Genomic DNA, 17,171 nt, shown 5'->3' on the forward strand with positions numbered 1-17,171 from the left:
ACTTTCATATAAATATTGACTATGCCCCTTCACTCCATGGACATTACTCCATTTCATCATTACTACGGGCTGCCGCCCTCCAGATACAACGGGCATTTCCTCCCATTTCGAGTCATCTGCTTTTATCTGCATTAGCATTCTCGTCCGAAGTTCCACTGTTTCTTACATTCTAGCTTTACATAGTGACTTTAACCTCTTCCTTTGGCCCGCCAATCATCTTTTTGACCATTATCGGCGGTCGTAAGACTCCAAACCTCATTGGGTTATCATTGGGTTTGGAACAGGAATGAAAAAAGGAATTTCCATTCCTGCGCTTGGACTCCACGAAGGGAGTAAATACCTTCAGTTAGGTATCTTGTTCTTTACGGGTCGTACATACGGAAGTTCCTGATGAGTAGGCATGATCACTTTATAGCCCCCGACTACTTCGCTAACCACTTCACAGGTCTGCTTTTCGCCGTCTTCACCGAGCTTCGTACCTCAGCAGGATAATCTACTTAAGTCACGTCGGAGTATTAGGGATGGTCTGCCGATATTCAGTCCATAGCAGGTAATGCTCCTGCCAATTTGAATGTAAAATTCGCTTTATGCGCCTGGTTTTATTGCTCATTTCTGCACAGGTTGTCCAGGAACAGTGCGCACGCCTTTGAGAAGAACGAAATCGCTCACGCGATGGCCTTGGTAGTCTCCCGTAAATAAAAATTTCATGAAAAATGTAAAAAGTACGCCCTTTTGTGGTATTGTTTAATCGCCAAACCAAACAAACCAGAAAGGAGAAACGTACTTTTTACTTTATGATTATACCATGTCCTAAGACTGAAATACATACGTTTTTTAACACAGCTAGAGCTCCTCCTGATGCCATGAATTGGCTTCACAAAACCAAAAAATCAGGAGGTAGTATGTCTATGCAACAATATAAACAAGAGATTGAGCTATACTTTGAACTTAAAGGGACTCCGGAATCTTCACGGGAATCCTATTTGCGAAGAATCTTTGCCTTCATCAATTATATGCAAAATCAGCACAAATGCATGGAAAACGTTACAGATAGCGATATCCAACAATATATCCTCTATCTCAAAAAGGAAAAGGGTCTGTCAGCTGGAACCATTAATTGTTACATTTCCGCTGTGAAATTCTTTCATACCTGTATCATAGGTAAAGAGTGGAACCCCTTAAAAATTCCCCGTATGAAAAGAATACGTAAGTTTCCAGTCATCCCACCTAAGCAAGATGTGCTGGCAATATTAAATAAAGCTGCGAATCTAAAGCATAAAGCTATTTTAGCATTACTATACGGTAGTGGTCTCAGGGTCAGCGAAGTAGCTAAATTGAAGATTTGTGACATTTGTAGTAAAAGTATGCGCGTACGGGTAGAAAACGCCAAACATAATACAAATCGATACACCATCTTGTCAGAACTGGCCCTTGATGTATTGCGAAAGTACTTCCGGGCATATTTTTCAAGCTACCAAATGGACGATTGGTTGTTTCCAGGACAACACAAAAGCGAGCACATTAACGTCAAGTCCATCAAAAATACCATGATTAAGCTGCGCAACCAGTTGCAAATAAATCAAAATATTTCTGCCCATACGCTTCGGCATTGTTTTGCTACACATGCCTTAGAGGATGGGGTCGATCCCGTGTTTATCCAGCAAATGCTGGGGCACAAAAATCTTCAGACTACAATGACATACTTGCACATGACATCGAAAAGCCTTATGGGCATTAAGAGCCCTCTTGATACTGGAAACAGCAACTCCAAATGACTACGGTACAGGATGTTTTCCTTAAGTTTTATCCCCAGTATGAACAAAGCTATGCTCCATACATACAACAAGCCAAAGCCGCTAATGATATCATGCGCTGCAGGACAGCAGCTTTAGGTGGTCATACGTTTGAATGCGAAGAATGCGGCCATATGGTTGTTCGTTACAATTCATGCCGAAATCGGCACTGCCCTTTGTGTCAGGGTATTAATAAGGCAGTTTGGGTAGACGCAAGAAGCAAAGATATCCTCAATGCCCCTTACTTCCATGTTGTGTTTACCTTACCATCACAGCTTCAGCCATTGGTTTATCAAAACCAGGAATTGCTTTATGGCTTGTTGTATAAAGCGGTAGCCCAAACCTTGGCGGAACTTTCCCAAGATACCAAATATCTTGGTGCACAGATCGGCTTTTTTCCTTGCTGCATACCTGGGGACAAGATTTGCACTATCATCCGCACATCCATACTGTGGTATTGGCAGGTGGACTAACCAAAAACAATCAATGGCGAAACAGCAGCAAGAAGTTCTTCATTCCAGTAAAGGTGTTAGCTAAAAAGTTTCGAGGTAAATTTCTTCACCACATCAAGCAATACTACCGCCAAAACTTGCTGATGTTTTATGGAGATGCCCAGAAATATCAACAGCCAAAATGTTTCCGGGATTTACTCAAACAGTGTTATGCCAAAAACTGGTACATTTACTCTAAAAAGACTTTTTCCGGACCACTCGCTGTTGTCCGATATTTGGGGAGGTACACGCACCGGATAGCCTTATCCAATACGCGCATTGTCGCCATGGATGAACATACGGTGACAATTACCGTAAGAGACTCTAACGACAACAACCAGACAAAAACGCTAACGCTCAGTGGCGTTGAATTCATCCGGCGATTTTTACTGCATGTACTTCCCAAAGGTTTTGTCAAAATCAGGCATTATGGACTCCTTGCCAACCGAAACAAAAAGACCAAGCTGGAACTAAGCAGAAAACTAACGTTAAGTCCAACCTACAAACCAAAATTTGAAGGTCTTACAACTGTTGAGATTCTATGCATTCTTGTAGGCCGGGATGTAACGAGGTGTCCTGTATGTGGAAAAGGTAAATTACAGGCAAGCTATTCGTTACCCAAAGAGGCATCGCCTTAATAGTTGCAAAAATTGAATAGATACTGCCAAGACCCGTTTGTGGGGAGGGGGAAGGTATGTCCAATCAAGACAAATGAAGCCCAATTTATTACAAATCAGCAAAGTAAAGCACAAAAAATGTACGAAAACAGAAAAAATTAACGATCAAAAACCAAGAGAAAAAGATTGAAATTCCATAGCTGGGCAGCCCGCGACTTCATTCTTCTGAGGCAATCAAAAATTTTGCGCGTAGATAGTTTTGTGGCTCAACTGGCAGCCGGGAGCTGTTAATTGAGCCTTTTTGCGCGCAAAACTTCCGATTGATACCTTCAAGAACCGTCCCTTTGTATCCCTTCGTGACTTTAACCCGTTTTCGACTCTGCGAAAGTTAAGTTGTTTATATTATTTTGATTGTAGCCCTTGGAGAAACCGGGGGCTTTATATTTTTTCTACTTACAAATGTATGTAGAAAAACTTGAAAAAAAGGCAATATTAGGTTATGATTTTATCTGAGAGTAAAATATAAAAAATTTAATAAAATTGTTAAGGAAAAAAGGGGGATAAATATGTCTGATCATGAACAGAGTTTTACTGGAAGGGTGGTACAAGCAGCTATAGATTCGGGAGGATGTCTTATACCTATATTATTAATAATGATTAGTATATCAATGCTAGTAGCTTTTACAATACTATGATGAGAGCCAATAAAAATAATGATTGATCCGAATAAAATTATTATTATTATTACTTGGACTGTATTTTTCGTTTTACCTGGATATATAGCTTCATCCTTTTATCGGAAAGCATTAGTCAAAAATCCAGTTTCAAATGTTGATATTGTCACGCAAAGTGTTGTATGCAGTTGTGTTTTATATTCCACTTTAGCAATTATACCGATTAATTTATTTAATGTTGAATTTTTTTTTGTGAATTTTAAAAATATCAATAATCCATTATTTGATACTAGAGATTTTTGGTCAGATTTTTTCATTGTTATAGTAACTTCTTTTATTGCGGGTATTTTTAGTGTAGTTTTAGCTAAATCCAATTTTTTGAAACTAATTACTGGAGTTACGCTGTATGAGCGTATATGGGATGAGTTTTTTATTTATATAGGAAAAGAAGTTACGAACAACAAAGTTATGATTACAATGACGGATAGTTCTAAGTGGAGAGCGGAACAGGTATTTATGGTGTCTGATAGTCCCAGTAATACTGAAATTTGGCTTAAAGGTGTTACTCAATACGATGAAAATGAAAATGAAAAGTCCTTTATATATTCGGATATGTTAATTGATGCAAAGGCTGTATCTCGAATAGCAGTTCTTATGCCTTATGCACGTGGGGAGACTAATGATTTTTGTAAACCTTTTTATAGAAGGGTAATTATTTGGGCACAGATAAAATACGCAGTACTGAAACGTCAATTAAGTCTTTTTACGGGTAAAATAAAAAAATATATTAAAGATTAAGTCATGGGGAAACCGGGCTTATAAAGCATTGCAACGAATTGCTAATGTTTTGGAAGAAAGTAAGAATAGGTGGAATCAAAGCCGCCTGCCGGGTTTGATATGTTACCCCTAGATAGGACAGTGAAAAAGAAAAACTGACCTATCTGGGGGTAAAATTATGTGGAACAAAGGAAAGCTGGCGGCAGAAGAAAAGGTACGTCTCATGGGTGCCAGTTGGGGACGTTCCTCTTTTATCATTTGTCATAAATTTGACAAAGCGGGAACGTCCCCCAATTGTCAGTTGAGGCAGGTTATTTGAAAGAAAGAGTCGATATCTCGCGAATGAGGATCTAAGAGCCTTTTAGTACTTACGGCTTTCCAACTGCCTGGGTTAATTTTATTATAAATTAAGTAGTCTAGAAAAATTAGGGAGGAATACCGGATGTCCAATGTTCTTACAAGGCTTACGGGAGAAAAAATTGACATAGCTAATTTATCTATTGAAGATCTAAACAGAACTCATTATGAGGAAGAGGTAGCATATGCTAATGAGATTCTAAAGGCACAACCCTTTAGTCAAAGAAGACTACTATTAGCGAGAGAAGGATATAAATTTATTACTGAAATAATGAAAGAAGTCGCTACAAAAACAGGCAAGAAATTACACCTTGGCTCCAGAAAAATCTATTCTGAAATTATCATAAAAGTTTTAAACGAATATAGGCAAAAGGATTTACAGTCTAATCGAAAAGTCATACAATTTTTTGAGGCCGGAATTGGGACAGGATCAATTTTAAAAGAATTGGCATTACTAGATAACATTAATGTTAGTGGATGTGACATAATTATAGATTTTGCCTCTTCTCTCCCCGACAATGTTAAGGTGTATGAGGGGGCGGTTTATGAAATATTGAGTACGTTACCTGACTCAAGTATTGATATATTTTACTGGAATGATGTATTTGAACATATTGCAGTTGACGAAATTAATCCGTTATTGGAAATGATTTATTCCAAACTGTCCCATAATGGCATAATAATTACGATTACTCCCAATTGGCATTTACGGCCTACCGATATTACGGCTAAGTTTCATCCTCAAGGAACGGAAGCTAAAGGATTCCATTTTAAAGAATATACATACAATGAAGTGACAGATCTTCTAGAAAACAATGGATTTAAAGTTATTAGTAGTCCATACATTTATAATCTATTTGCAAAAAAATACATTCTAAATTTTAATAAAATTGCTCTCTTAAATCATAAAATAAAGCGGATAATTGAACCAGTGGCAGCTATTTTACCATTTTTTCTTAAAAGGTACTTGATACTTGGATTCGCATTTTCGACTAGTATAGCAAAAAAGTATTAATGAGAACGTCAAGTTGTTTCTCAAATCATCATTGGTCTGTCTACTATATACCAGTATAATTTATGTCAATAACCTTGTCTCCTTACAGCCATGATGTTCTAATAATTTTAAAATAACGAAAGTATTTATTTGTATGGAGGTGATTGATATGCTAACACTTAAGGATGCTCTGAACAGTATCATCAGTGATTGGAATTTTCAAAAAGAAATGTGTGACAGTTCGTTTCCGACTTCGCATGAATATGAGTTATTTTATCAGAAAATGAGTGTTTTGCACGATGCACTGGTTCATTTGCAAGGTGCAGGACTGGTACAATACAAAAATGGCGAATGGTACATAATATAAGAACACAAGTCAGCACAAAGCTTTTGTCAAGTAAAATAATGAGCTTGGTAGAGCATTTGGCTCCTAACTGGTCGGTGCTAGGTTCAAATCCACTCAACCGGAGGTAGACGAGGGACGGGGGTTGTGTCGTTTGCAAGACAGCACCACCGTCCCCTGTCCCCTTTCGAAATATAGCGCGAGGAGTGAACCCCCGTGGAAAAGGGTAAAAAATTAGTGGAAGCGATTACACCTATGGATAAAGACTTCGCACAATGGTATACAGACGTCGTTTTAAAGGCAGAGTTATGCGACTATTCCAGTGTGCGAGGCTGTATGATTATCCGGCCTTACGGCTACGCGATCTGGGAAAACATCCAACAGTATCTTGATAATGCTTTCAAGGCTACAGGTCACGAAAATGTATATATGCCATTGTTTATACCAGAAAGTCTGCTGCAAAAGGAAAAAGACCACGTCGCAGGATTTGCTCCAGAAGTGGCCTGGGTGACACATGGTGGCGAAGAAAAACTGACTGAGCGATTTTGTGTGCGCCCAACTTCAGAAACTCTGTTTTGCGAACACTGGGCCAAAATTGTCCATTCATATAAAGATTTACCTAAACTGTACAATCAATGGTGCTCGGTGGTACGCTGGGAAAAGACCACTCGCCCCTTCTTGCGAACGCTTGAGTTTTTGTGGCAGGAAGGTCACACCATTCACGCTACTGCCGAGGAGGCCGAAAACGAGACCATCCAAATGTTAAACGTGTATACTGATGTCTGCGAGAATCTGTTGGCCATCCCAGTGATACGTGGTCGGAAAACTGATAAGGAGAAGTTCGCTGGTGCAGTCGCAACTTACACGATTGAGAGCCTGATGCACGACGGTAAATCTCTGCAATGCGGTACTTCTCACTACTTCGGCGATGGATTCGCCCAGGCTTTCGGCATCCAATATACGGACAAGAATGGCAAGCTGCAATATGTACACGAGACCTCCTGGGGTTTCACTACACGATCAATCGGTGCACTAATAATGGTACATGGGGATGACAACGGCCTAGTATTACCGCCGAAAGTTGCACCAGTTCAGTTGATTATTGTACCAATCGCGACACATAAGCAAGGAGTGACGGCAAAGGCTGAAGAACTCCGGAACAGACTTTCTAAAGTGGCCAGAACTAAGCTTGATGCTTCCGATAAAATGCCAGGTTGGAAATTCAGTGAATACGAGATGAAAGGCATTCCATTACGATTAGAAGTCGGACCAAAAGATATTGAAAATGATCAGGTGGTTCTAGTTCGGCGAGATACTCGAGAAAAAACGATTGTCGCCATGGCTGATGTGGAAAGGAAAGTGTCAGAACTACTGATTAGTATACAGATCGCCCTTCTAGAAAAAGCTCGTCAGGCTCAAAATGAAAAAACGTTCACCGTACAAACGATGGAAGAACTAAGGGATGAACTTGACCATCAGTCCGGTTTCGGTAAAGCTATGTGGTGTGGAGACCAGGCCTGCGAAGACAAAGTTAAAGAAGTGGCAGCCGCTACTTCAAGGTGCATTCCTTTTGAACAGGAGAGATCCAATGGGACTTGTCTGTGCTGTGGGAAACCGGCAAAGTGTCTGGTATTTTGGGGCCGAGCCTATTAGGAATCGACGTGGGGTCAGGCTTGCGTTATTCAAGGAATTGCGTTAGATCCACTCTATAATAAAGCAATTTCTTAATATTGCAAGCTTAACCCCGAAATTTCCTTCATCGCTTTAACCGTAACATGGATGTATTGAAACTAGATATCGCCAAAAAGAGAATTGCTTGTATCCTTTGCTCATTATCTTGTATTATACTTTCAGAATACGAAGCAGAAAGTAGGTTTTTATCATACGGAACATAATATTTGATGTTGACGGTACTTTATGGGATACAACGGAAGTGGTAGCTCAAGCCTGGAACAAGGCAATTTCTGAAGTCGGCGGAACTGCGGCAGTGGTAAGTGATGCTGTGTTAAAGAAAGAGTTCGGTAAGACGATGAAGGTCATCGCCGATAATTTATTTTATGATGCCGATGAGAGAACTAAAGAGTTACTAATGGAAAAGTGTTGCATATATGAGCATGAGGCATTGGAAGAAAATACGGATAACCTGCTATTTCACGATGTTGTAGAAACCATAAAAAAACTTTCCGAGAAATATCGTTTATTCATTGTAAGTAATTGCCAAGCAGGCTATATTGAATTGTTTATGAAAAAGGCGGGTATTGAACTGTATATTAAGGATTGGGAATGCTTTGGTAACACCGGCAAAGGAAAAGGCGAAAATATCATGCTACTAATGAAAAGAAATAATTTAACCGATGTTGTATATGTTGGCGATACTCAGGGGGATTATGAGGCAACACAAATGGCCCAGATTCCTTTTATCTTTGCAAAGTATGGTTTTGGTCATGTGGAAAACTATGAGAGGGCGATCAATAGAATAAAAGAGCTGCTAAATTTGTGATTATGGTGAGGGACGGGGGCCCAAAGGATCGCATTAGCAGTTTTCTTATCAAAAAATGCAACTGCTGGTAAATAATATTATGTGAAATAATCCCCTGTTTTATTTTTTGCTTTTCGTACACACTAAAATTGCAAGCAAATAATAATAAATTAAGGGGGCAAAACATATGTCAGAGTATAAAGGCCGCCTTACTTATGCAAAAGGCACCTATATGGAATTTGTCGTTGCTCCTAATCAAGATGTTGATTTTGGCAATATTTTAGTTGTTGAAGGCAAAAACCAGGATCGATTCTATATTCGCGCGTATGATTTTAAGATTAAGTCACGTTGGTCAGGAATGAATGGTGTCAGCTATTTGATGAGCAAACTTGATGAAAATGGGCAAGTGGCTAACCAGGAAGAGCTTGACTTTTACTTGGGTGGTAACCATACTGTTAAAATTGGTATTGCCGAACAGCTTTGTTATGTTGATGCTGAGGGGCAGATATTTAATCCAAAAACTTGTCCGGATTTTTTTTGTGAGGTTCGTGGTTTAACTGCTGATGATACTGCTTTACTGGATGAAATGAAGGGTGACCTCGAAGTTGGTTATTTAAAGAGCGGCCGGGAAGTCCTTAAGTTACCTGTTGGGATATTTGGTTCCAAAGCTATTACCGAACATATCGGCATTTTTGGCACAACCGGCTCAGGGAAGAGTAATCTTGTAAAAGTACTTTCCAGTTCGATTATTGACAGCAACAACTATGGATTGCTAATTTTCGATGTTCATAATGAGTATTACCGCGATTTGTCACTCCATCCTAAAGTGAATGATCGTCTAGTAGTTTATAATACCAACCCTGAACCTGAACGGAAAAATGTGAATAAACTGGTATTAAACTATAATGAAGTTGATCCTGAAGATATTACAGCTTGCGCAACCTTCAGTGACCCGCAGCTTGATGCTATTTATAAGCTGTCGTCTGTTTGGCAGGATCGCTGGATGGAGTATATTTTAAAATATGAGTCTGAGGATATTATTGAAGAGATAGCCGGTTGTACTGGTCAAAAATTTCAATCCCGTACAATCAGTAAGATTAAAAGTATTTGCTGGAACTTAGAGCAAGAATTGAATATTACTACTGAAATTGATGATTCTGGAGAAATAACTGCAGTTGGGCAAATGCTAAAGGATTTGGAACAAGGAAAAGTGGTATTGATTGAACTTAAAAATATCTCCCCTGTCGGTGAGCAGGCGTTGTCAACCTTGCTGTCCAAAAAGCTGCTGCACCATTATGCCAATAAGTCCGAATTGGCGCGTTCCGAGGCTAAACCAATATTGATTGTGCTTGAAGAAGCGCATCGTTTCCTGGGTAAAAAAGAGCAAAGCACTCAAAATGTATTTGCCAGACTGGTTAGCGAAGCCCGGAAATTTAATATAGGGTTATGTGTTGTGGACCAACAGCCCCGCCTATTAGCAGATAAAGTATTGTCACAACTAAATACTTTATTTATATTGGGCCTGGCTTCCAAAGCGGATCGAGGTAAACTGGAGTCTATGTGCCGTAAGGATATATTGCAGCAGCGCAATGAAATTAAAAATCTGGATTGCGGGGAAATGATTATCGCTACAAATTATATGCGCTTTGCTGCTCCGGTAAAGGTTCACAAATTTGAGGAGTATTTAACCCGCGTTTATAGCGATATGCCTGCCTCACCTGTACCTGTTGTCCTAGCACAATCAGCATTAGCAATTTGAAATTGCGTACTTTACTGAAACTCCCCTTCTCATGTACTAATTAGCCTATTGTTAGGCATACATTGGTATATGAGGGGGGATTTCACATGTTACGCCGTAAGGGAAGATTACAATCTTTGGCTGGATTTTTGGAAATACCACAAGATATTGTGATGGATTTGCCGCGCATAACGATGCTTGGCAATAAACAACTGTTAGTTGAAAACCACAAAGGGATAATTGAATATACCCCTTCGCTTGTTCGGATAAAACTCAGTCAGGGAGAATTGTTTATTTACGGTCAAATGTTAACCCTGGGAAATCTCCAGGCTGAGCAAATTCTAGTTGAAGGTGTGGTGCAAAAGGTTAATTATGATATTTAATGCGAATTACTTGCGTGGCGCCGTGAAGATCCGCCTTAGCGGTCCTATGCCTGAGCGGTTTATTAACCTTTGTATTGTTGAACATATTTTACTATGGGGTATCACTAAAACTGACGAAGATTTGATTGCCTGGATCAGGTTGGATGATTTTTTTCGCATTCGACCTTTAGTGATATGCAGTCATATCAAAGTAAAAGTACTGGCATATCGCGGTTTGCCTTTTGTTATCAAACGCATCAAACAGCGAAAAATGCTGCTGCTAGGAGCTATTTTATTTTTTTCTTTGCTCTATACCCTGTCCTCTTACATTTGGTTTGTTGAGATTACCGGTCTTAAAAATATACCTGAACAAGAAGTAAGAACTATTGCCGAGCAGTATGGTTTGAAGGCGGGTGCCATAAAAAATAATATTAATAGCAAAGCGGTTGAACGGGAAATAGCATTACAGGTTCCGGAAGTAGCATGGGTAGGAATTAATTTTACCGGAACCCGGGCAGTTGTAGAAATCGTTGAAAAAACCATGCCTAAACAGGAAGATAAAGCCCCGGCGCACCTTGTTGCCGTCAAAGATGGTGTAATTACTGAAATTATTGTTTTAGCCGGGCAGGCGGCAGTAAAAAATGGTGATACCGTCAAGAAAGGTGATCTGCTAATAAATGGAGTCTTTCTTGAACCTGCGCCAGCTGCACTTGAAGGTCAGCCGCCAATTAGTAACATACCAAAAGAACTTCGCGCCAGAGGTATTATCAAAGCCCGGATATGGTATGAGGGCTATGCGGAAACCGAGTTGAAACAAACTACAGTTACCCGTACCGGTAATCAGCATATAGCGGTAGCTATGAAAATTGGCAACTCTGAGGTATCATTTAATGAGCTTCCAGAGCAGCTATACCCAGAGTATGAGACCGAGATTATATATAAACAATTGCCACTATGGAGGAATAGGGAGGTAGTTGTCGAATCAACTATTACAATATACCGTGAAATAAACACCGAACATAAAGAAAAATCGTTTGAAGAAGCACGCAATGAGGCTCATGCCAAAGCCCTTCAGGCAGTGCAAAGTAGTATTCCTGAAACAGCCCAAATAGTATCGCGCAATTATGAAGTATTAAAAACTCCGGCAGAGGACATAGTTAGAGTAAAAGTAAATGTGGAAACCATCGAAGATATTGGGCAAACTATTAATATTTACCAGTGAATTATTCTAGTAGGGGGCATTGTTTTTTTGGAAAAACGAATTAATTTTGTAGATACTAAGGAAGCTATCGCTGTTTTAGGAAGGAATGACGAATATCTAGGATTAATTAACCAACATTTTTCCTGTAGAATGACAGCAAGGGGAACAGAATTAATTTTGGATGGCCAAGATGGTGAAGTCGAGCAGCTTACTCGTTTGTTTAATGAGCTTAGTTATCTGTACCGGGAGGGCAATCCGGTAACAAGCCATGATGTACGATATAGTATTCAGATGATTCTTGCCGGTCAGGCGGATTTTCTTCATCAAATGTTTGCCGATACTGTTTTGGTCACAGCCAAAGGTCGCCATATTAAGCCTAAAACCCTTGGACAGAGCTACTATTTGGAGGCCATTCGCCGCAATCATATTACTTTCGGAATAGGGCCGGCAGGAACAGGGAAGACTTATCTTGCGGTTGCTATGGCAGCATTTTCCTTGAAAAATAAGCAAGTAGAAAAAATCATTTTGACTCGTCCAGCGGTGGAAGCTGGTGAAAAGCTTGGTTTTTTACCTGGGGATTTACAAGAAAAGGTTGATCCTTATTTGCGGCCTTTGTATGATGCCATGTATGATATCATGGGAATAGATACTGTACAAAAGTATATGGCCAAAAATATTATTGAAGTGGCACCCTTAGCTTATATGCGTGGACGTACACTTGAGGATTCCTTTATCATCTTGGACGAAGCCCAAAACACAACTGCTGAGCAAATGAAAATGTTTCTAACAAGAATGGGCTTTGGTTCAAAAATGGTAATAACCGGTGATATAACTCAAATTGATTTACCAACAGGAGTTAAATCAGGTCTTAAGCATGCCCAAGCTGTGCTGGCAGAGGTACCTGGTATTGCAATGCTTACTTTAAACGAAGGTGATGTAGTACGACATGAAATAGTCAGCCGTATCATCAAGGCTTACGCACAGTATGATCAAAAGCAATAACTATAGCTCGCGTTGGTCCTACAAAACGCTGAGCAGTGGTATGGAGTGAAAGAAAAGATGATATCGGTTAATAATAAGTTGCGGGATTTATTTGCGCAGCCGGTCAATATACAGACCCATTCAATAGTACGCCGAACCGTGGTATTTTTCATTTTCTTTGCCTTATATATGCTTTGTTTATCAGCTGATTTTATTCCGGAAAAAATATCACTGCAAATTGGTCAGGTTAGTGACCGGGATGTAATTGCACCGAGAACAGTGTCTTATATTGACAATGTAAAAACTAAGAAACTTGAGTTGGAAGTTATGGCCAGTGTGGCTAATGTCTATGATATGGATATTGCTGTCATGGCCAAAGCCGAGGATGATGTCAAAATCATTTTTCGTACAGCACAAGCCATTCAAGCAGACAAATCACTGACCGCTGAACAAAAAATGGAAAAACTTACTCGCGAATTACCAGTCGCATTGTCTAGTACAGTGGTTCACGGGCTGCTGAATTTGGATGATACGGGCTTATTAAAAACGGAAGATTATACGAAATCTATCTTACGCAAGTATTTACAACGCGGCATCAGAGATGATGACATTGATATCGCCAGAAAACAGGTTGTGCTTGACGCAGAAGAATTAGGTCTTGGTAAAAATGCAGAAGCTGTTGTAGCTGGTATTGCACAAACACTCATTAGGCCTAATTTTATTCTAAATGTTCGAGAATCAGACAAGCGTAAGCAATCGGCACTGGCTAATATTGAATCGGTGCGGGAAACTGTTCGCAAAGGGCAGATCTTAGTAAGACGTGGTGATATCGTAACTACAGAGCAGATTCATGTTATGGAGGAATTAGGCTTATATGCTGGAAATATCAGTGAAGTAAGAGTTTTGGGGCTTACTTTGTTTGTGCTTATAGTAATGGGGATTTCCTTAGGCTATTTATATCGCTTTGCAAACTCTATTTATAATAATAATATGTATTTAATCTTATTAGGTTTAATTGTTTTAGTTACCTTGCTGATTGCTAAGGTTGCTCATTATTATTCAGACTTTGCCGCACCAATTGCGGCTGGAGCACTGTTAACGGCCATTTTGATTGATCCCCGGGTAGGGATCTTAATTAGTGTGATTATGGCGATGTTTTTTGGTGTGATTGTGGATCATGACTTGCGCGCAGTAGTTGCTGCGCTTATTGGTGGTATGGCTGGGGTGTATAGTGTAACCAAAATGGCTCACAGTTATAGTCTCGCGCGGGGTGGAGTCTGGATTGCGGTAATTAATTTCTTAGTAATTGGTTCGACAGGTCTCATCCAACAGCTTAATGGCACAGAAGTACTATTTCAGGGAATGCTTGGTGCCATTAGCGGGATTGCTTCCGCAGTTATTACTACCGGTCTTTTACCTTATCTCGAGCATGTTTTTAATATTACTACGCCAATCAAGCTGTTGGACTTGGCAAAACCTAACCACCCACTATTGCAGCGTCTGTTATTAAATGCTCCAGGGACCTATCATCACAGTGTACTTGTGGGCAATTTGGCGGAAACCGCGGCGGTAACGGTTGGGGCAGATCCGGTGGTTGTAAGGGTTGGCGCTTATTATCATGATATTGGTAAACTTAAACGGCCATATTTTTTTATTGAAAATCAATCAGGCTGTGAAAACCCGCATGACAAAATTGCGCCGTCACTTAGCACGCTCATTGTTATATCCCATATCAAAGATGGATTTGACTTGTGTAAGGAGTACAAATTACCACAGGTAATAGTAGATATCATTCAGCAACACCATGGTACTACACTGGCGTCCTATTTTTATAAACGGGCTACGGAAACTGAACATGGTGAATGTGTTATTGAATCAGATTTTCGCTATGAGGGACCGAGACCACAGACCAAAGAGGCAGCCCTTGTTATGTTGGCCGATTCCTGTGAAGCGGCGGTGCGTTCCATTAGTAAGCCTAACGTTAATCGCATTGAGGCCACTGTACGAAAAATCATTAGGGAAAGACTGCAAGACGGGCAACTTGATGAATGCAACCTAACGTTACGCGACCTTACAATTATTGGTGATGTGTATATTCGACTATTATCCAGCATGTTCCATAGTCGAATTGAATATCCCGAAGCTCTCAAAGAGCTTGAGAGGAGAAAAACTAAAGGTGGAAATAGTAATAAACAACCGGCAGGAAAAGATGATAGTAACCACTGCAATGGAACAAATGTTGATACAAGTGTTAAATAAAGCGGCTGAGGTTTATGGACTCAAGCCGCAAACTGAGGTAAGTGTGGTGCTGGCTGATGATGAATACATTCATCAGCTTAATCGTCAGTACCGTAACAAAGATGCACCTACAGATGTATTGTCATTCGCAATGAATGACCAGTGTGCAGGCGAGCATGAGCCTGATATTTCCGATACTCCTGATGATATTGAAATTTTGCTGGGAGACATAGTAATATCACTGGAAACCACAGCCAGACAAGCGGAAGAATTCAATCATAGTTTAGAACGCGAGCTAGCCTATCTGACTGTCCATGGGATGTTACACCTCTTAGGTTACGACCATGAGGTTGAAGCAGAGAAAATTGAAATGCGTCAGGAAGAAGAATACGTTTTATCACTGCTCGGTATTACCCGTGAACAATAGGTGCTGCCATGCAGATAATAATGGCTTTTCGGTACGCCATCGCTGGTATTTTTTACTGTATACACACCCAGCGGCATATGAAGGTTCATTTGCTGGCTGCCCTGGGGGCATTAGGGTTAGCATGGCGGTTTGAGTTAAGCGGAATTGAGTTGGGTGTTTTATTTTTGACGATTGCCGGCGTCATTACAGCCGAAATATTTAATACTGCATTAGAAGCTCTTGTTGATAAAGTTTCACCTGAGTTTCACCCGTTGGCCAAGATAGCCAAAGATGCTGCTGCGGGAGCCGTTCTCATTCAGGCAGTGGCTGCTTTAGGTGTTGGCTATGTTCTATTTTGGGACAAAATACTAAAATAGGTGAGGAAGATATGGAGGAACTGGTTAAGGCTGCAATTAGCGCCCGAGAACAGGCTTATGTGCCGTATTCGGGATTTAAAGTTGGGGCGGCGGTACAAGGAATAAGTGGCCGTATTTATAGTGGCTGCAATATTGAGAACGCTTCCTACGGATTATCAAACTGTGCTGAACGTACTGCGATTTTTAAGGCTGTATCCGAAGGTGAACAAGAGCTTATTGCCATAGCCGTAGTGGCTGATACGCCCGGTCCGGTATCGCCATGTGGTGCTTGTCGGCAGGTTATGGCTGAGTTTGGTATTAGAAAAATTTTATTAGCGAACCTAAACGGTAAGCAGCGGACGGTTACTATGGAGGAACTTTTGCCTTTTAGTTTTGCCAAAGGTGATATTAGAAAAGATGGTGGGAAAAATAATGAATGAAGAAAACTATAAATCAGGTTTTGTCGCGGTTATTGGTCGGCCTAATGTTGGTAAATCAACGCTGATGAATAATTTAATTGGTCAGAAAGTGGCCATTATGTCTGATAAACCTCAAACAACCAGAAATAAAATTATGGGTGTCCTTACGCAAAATGATGCGCAAATCTTATTTATTGATACTCCTGGTATGCATAAACCCAAACACAAGTTAGGCGAATACATGCTCAAGGAAGCGGAAGGCTCTCTGCGGGATGTAGATGTTATTTTATTTGTAGTCGATGTTACCGCCGAAATGGGGGCAGGAGAACGCTATATACTGGATAATCTGGCAAATGTTCGTACACCAGTTATTCTCACAGTAAATAAAATAGACAAAATTGAAAAAACTAAATTGTTTGCTATTATTGAAAAATATACAGCACAATTTAAATTTGCCGCGGTTGTACCGATTTCGGCACTTGATCACACCAATTTTGCAGAGTTGGTTAGTGAGATCAAATCACATCTTGAACCGGGGCCACAATATTATCCCGAAGATATGATTACCGATCAGCCCGAACGTCTTGTCATTGCCGAGCTAATCAGAGAAAAAGTGTTACATTTAACCAAAGAGGAGATTCCCCACGCGATACTTGTTGACATTGAAGAAATTGTTACCAGACCTAATGATAATTTGTATGTTAGAGCTGTTATTTATGTTGAACGTGAGTCGCAAAAAGGGATTGTTATCGGTGCCGGTGGTCACCTGCTTAAAGATATCGGCCGCCTGGCCAGGGGTGATATTGAAAATCTCTTGGGTTCTAAGGTATATCTTGATCTATGGGTCAAGGTAAAAAAAGATTGGCGCAACCGGCCTAATGTGTTAAAAAGTTTTGGCTTTGAGTAAATTTAAACAATAAAACAAGCTACCGCTGTGCGGTAGCT

The 17,171-nt window shown here is 40.2% G+C and carries 16 protein-coding genes and 1 pseudogene; all 17 read left to right on the forward strand.

Annotated features, from left to right (window positions below):
- Positions 1–902 precede the first annotated feature (902 nt).
- The 17 genes and pseudogenes from AC1ECB_RS06425 (at position 903) to era (ending at position 17,133) form a co-directional block, all read left to right on the forward strand.
- On the forward strand, positions 903–1,775 hold the full coding sequence (locus AC1ECB_RS06425; RefSeq protein WP_485667949.1) for a tyrosine-type recombinase/integrase: 873 nt from the start codon (positions 903–905) through the stop codon (positions 1,773–1,775).
- A pseudogene (locus tag AC1ECB_RS06430) lies at positions 1,772–2,922 on the forward strand (IS91 family transposase). The gene AC1ECB_RS06425 and the pseudogene AC1ECB_RS06430 overlap by 4 nt, the downstream one beginning before the upstream one ends.
- Before the next feature lie 692 nt (positions 2,923–3,614).
- Positions 3,615–4,373: a hypothetical protein gene (locus tag AC1ECB_RS06435; protein WP_485667950.1), complete on the forward strand. Its 759-nt coding sequence runs from the start codon at positions 3,615–3,617 to the stop codon at positions 4,371–4,373.
- A gap of 157 nt (positions 4,374–4,530) precedes the next feature.
- Positions 4,531–4,671, forward strand: coding sequence for a hypothetical protein (locus tag AC1ECB_RS06440; RefSeq protein WP_485667951.1), 141 nt, complete (start codon positions 4,531–4,533; stop codon positions 4,669–4,671).
- Positions 4,672–4,794: 123 nt separating this feature from the next.
- A complete protein-coding gene (locus tag AC1ECB_RS06445) occupies positions 4,795–5,724 on the forward strand; it encodes a class I SAM-dependent methyltransferase (protein ID WP_485667952.1) in 930 nt (309 codons plus the stop codon).
- Between the two features lie 148 nt (positions 5,725–5,872).
- Positions 5,873–6,070: a hypothetical protein gene (locus tag AC1ECB_RS06450; RefSeq protein WP_485667953.1), complete on the forward strand. Its 198-nt coding sequence runs from the start codon at positions 5,873–5,875 to the stop codon at positions 6,068–6,070.
- A gap of 192 nt (positions 6,071–6,262) precedes the next feature.
- Positions 6,263–7,699, forward strand: a complete 1,437-nt coding sequence (proS, locus tag AC1ECB_RS06455; protein ID WP_485667954.1) for a proline--tRNA ligase — start codon at positions 6,263–6,265, stop codon at positions 7,697–7,699.
- Positions 7,700–7,940: 241 nt separating this feature from the next.
- Positions 7,941–8,546 (forward strand): HAD family hydrolase, encoded by a 606-nt coding sequence (locus tag AC1ECB_RS06460; RefSeq protein WP_485669291.1) that lies wholly within the window; start codon positions 7,941–7,943, stop codon positions 8,544–8,546.
- Positions 8,547–8,712: 166 nt separating this feature from the next.
- Positions 8,713–10,284, forward strand: a complete 1,572-nt coding sequence (locus AC1ECB_RS06465) for an ATP-binding protein (protein ID WP_485667955.1) — start codon at positions 8,713–8,715, stop codon at positions 10,282–10,284.
- A gap of 86 nt (positions 10,285–10,370) precedes the next feature.
- Positions 10,371–10,646, forward strand: a complete 276-nt coding sequence (gene yqfC / locus AC1ECB_RS06470) for a sporulation protein YqfC (protein WP_485667956.1) — start codon at positions 10,371–10,373, stop codon at positions 10,644–10,646.
- The gene (gene yqfD / locus AC1ECB_RS06475) at positions 10,636–11,847 is read left to right on the forward strand and encodes a sporulation protein YqfD (RefSeq protein ID WP_485667957.1); all 1,212 of its coding nucleotides are present in this window, start codon (positions 10,636–10,638) and stop codon (positions 11,845–11,847) included. The genes yqfC and yqfD overlap by 11 nt, the downstream gene beginning before the upstream one ends.
- A 27-nt stretch (positions 11,848–11,874) precedes the next feature.
- Positions 11,875–12,828: a PhoH family protein gene (locus AC1ECB_RS06480; RefSeq protein WP_485667958.1), complete on the forward strand. Its 954-nt coding sequence runs from the start codon at positions 11,875–11,877 to the stop codon at positions 12,826–12,828.
- A gap of 45 nt (positions 12,829–12,873) precedes the next feature.
- Positions 12,874–15,066, forward strand: coding sequence for an HD family phosphohydrolase (locus AC1ECB_RS06485; RefSeq protein WP_485667959.1), 2,193 nt, complete (start codon positions 12,874–12,876; stop codon positions 15,064–15,066).
- Entirely contained in the window at positions 15,017–15,472 is a 456-nt protein-coding gene (gene ybeY / locus AC1ECB_RS06490; protein ID WP_485667960.1) for an rRNA maturation RNase YbeY, read from the forward strand. The genes AC1ECB_RS06485 and ybeY overlap by 50 nt, the downstream gene beginning before the upstream one ends.
- Positions 15,473–15,480: 8 nt before the next feature.
- Positions 15,481–15,828 carry a diacylglycerol kinase family protein gene (locus AC1ECB_RS06495; protein ID WP_485667961.1) on the forward strand — a complete coding sequence of 116 codons (348 nt, stop codon included), beginning with the start codon at positions 15,481–15,483 and terminating at the stop codon, positions 15,826–15,828.
- 11 nt (positions 15,829–15,839) lie between these two features.
- Positions 15,840–16,247: a cytidine deaminase gene (locus tag AC1ECB_RS06500; protein WP_485667962.1), complete on the forward strand. Its 408-nt coding sequence runs from the start codon at positions 15,840–15,842 to the stop codon at positions 16,245–16,247.
- The gene (gene era / locus AC1ECB_RS06505; RefSeq protein WP_485667963.1) at positions 16,240–17,133 is read left to right on the forward strand and encodes a GTPase Era; all 894 of its coding nucleotides are present in this window, start codon (positions 16,240–16,242) and stop codon (positions 17,131–17,133) included. The genes AC1ECB_RS06500 and era overlap by 8 nt, the downstream gene beginning before the upstream one ends.
- Positions 17,134–17,171 lie beyond the last annotated feature (38 nt).

It is taken from the genome of Sporomusa sp. 246TCP1, from assembly GCF_057319775.1.

Excerpts from the sequence above, each read along its gene's own strand:
- AC1ECB_RS06425 (WP_485667949.1), top strand. The coding sequence starts at position 903 with ATGTCTATGCAACAATATAAACAAGAGATTGAGCTATACTTTGAACTT.
- AC1ECB_RS06435 (WP_485667950.1), top strand. The coding sequence starts at position 3,615 with ATGATTGATCCGAATAAAATTATTATTATTATTACTTGGACTGTATTT.
- AC1ECB_RS06440 (WP_485667951.1), top strand. The coding sequence starts at position 4,531 with ATGTGGAACAAAGGAAAGCTGGCGGCAGAAGAAAAGGTACGTCTCATG.
- AC1ECB_RS06445 (WP_485667952.1), top strand. The coding sequence starts at position 4,795 with ATGTCCAATGTTCTTACAAGGCTTACGGGAGAAAAAATTGACATAGCT.
- AC1ECB_RS06450 (WP_485667953.1), top strand. The coding sequence starts at position 5,873 with ATGCTAACACTTAAGGATGCTCTGAACAGTATCATCAGTGATTGGAAT.
- AC1ECB_RS06465 (WP_485667955.1), top strand. The coding sequence starts at position 8,713 with ATGTCAGAGTATAAAGGCCGCCTTACTTATGCAAAAGGCACCTATATG.
- yqfC (WP_485667956.1), top strand. The coding sequence starts at position 10,371 with ATGTTACGCCGTAAGGGAAGATTACAATCTTTGGCTGGATTTTTGGAA.
- yqfD (WP_485667957.1), top strand. The coding sequence starts at position 10,636 with ATGATATTTAATGCGAATTACTTGCGTGGCGCCGTGAAGATCCGCCTT.
- ybeY (WP_485667960.1), top strand. The coding sequence starts at position 15,017 with ATGATAGTAACCACTGCAATGGAACAAATGTTGATACAAGTGTTAAAT.
- AC1ECB_RS06495 (WP_485667961.1), top strand. The coding sequence starts at position 15,481 with ATGCAGATAATAATGGCTTTTCGGTACGCCATCGCTGGTATTTTTTAC.
- AC1ECB_RS06500 (WP_485667962.1), top strand. The coding sequence starts at position 15,840 with ATGGAGGAACTGGTTAAGGCTGCAATTAGCGCCCGAGAACAGGCTTAT.
- era (WP_485667963.1), top strand. The coding sequence starts at position 16,240 with ATGAATGAAGAAAACTATAAATCAGGTTTTGTCGCGGTTATTGGTCGG.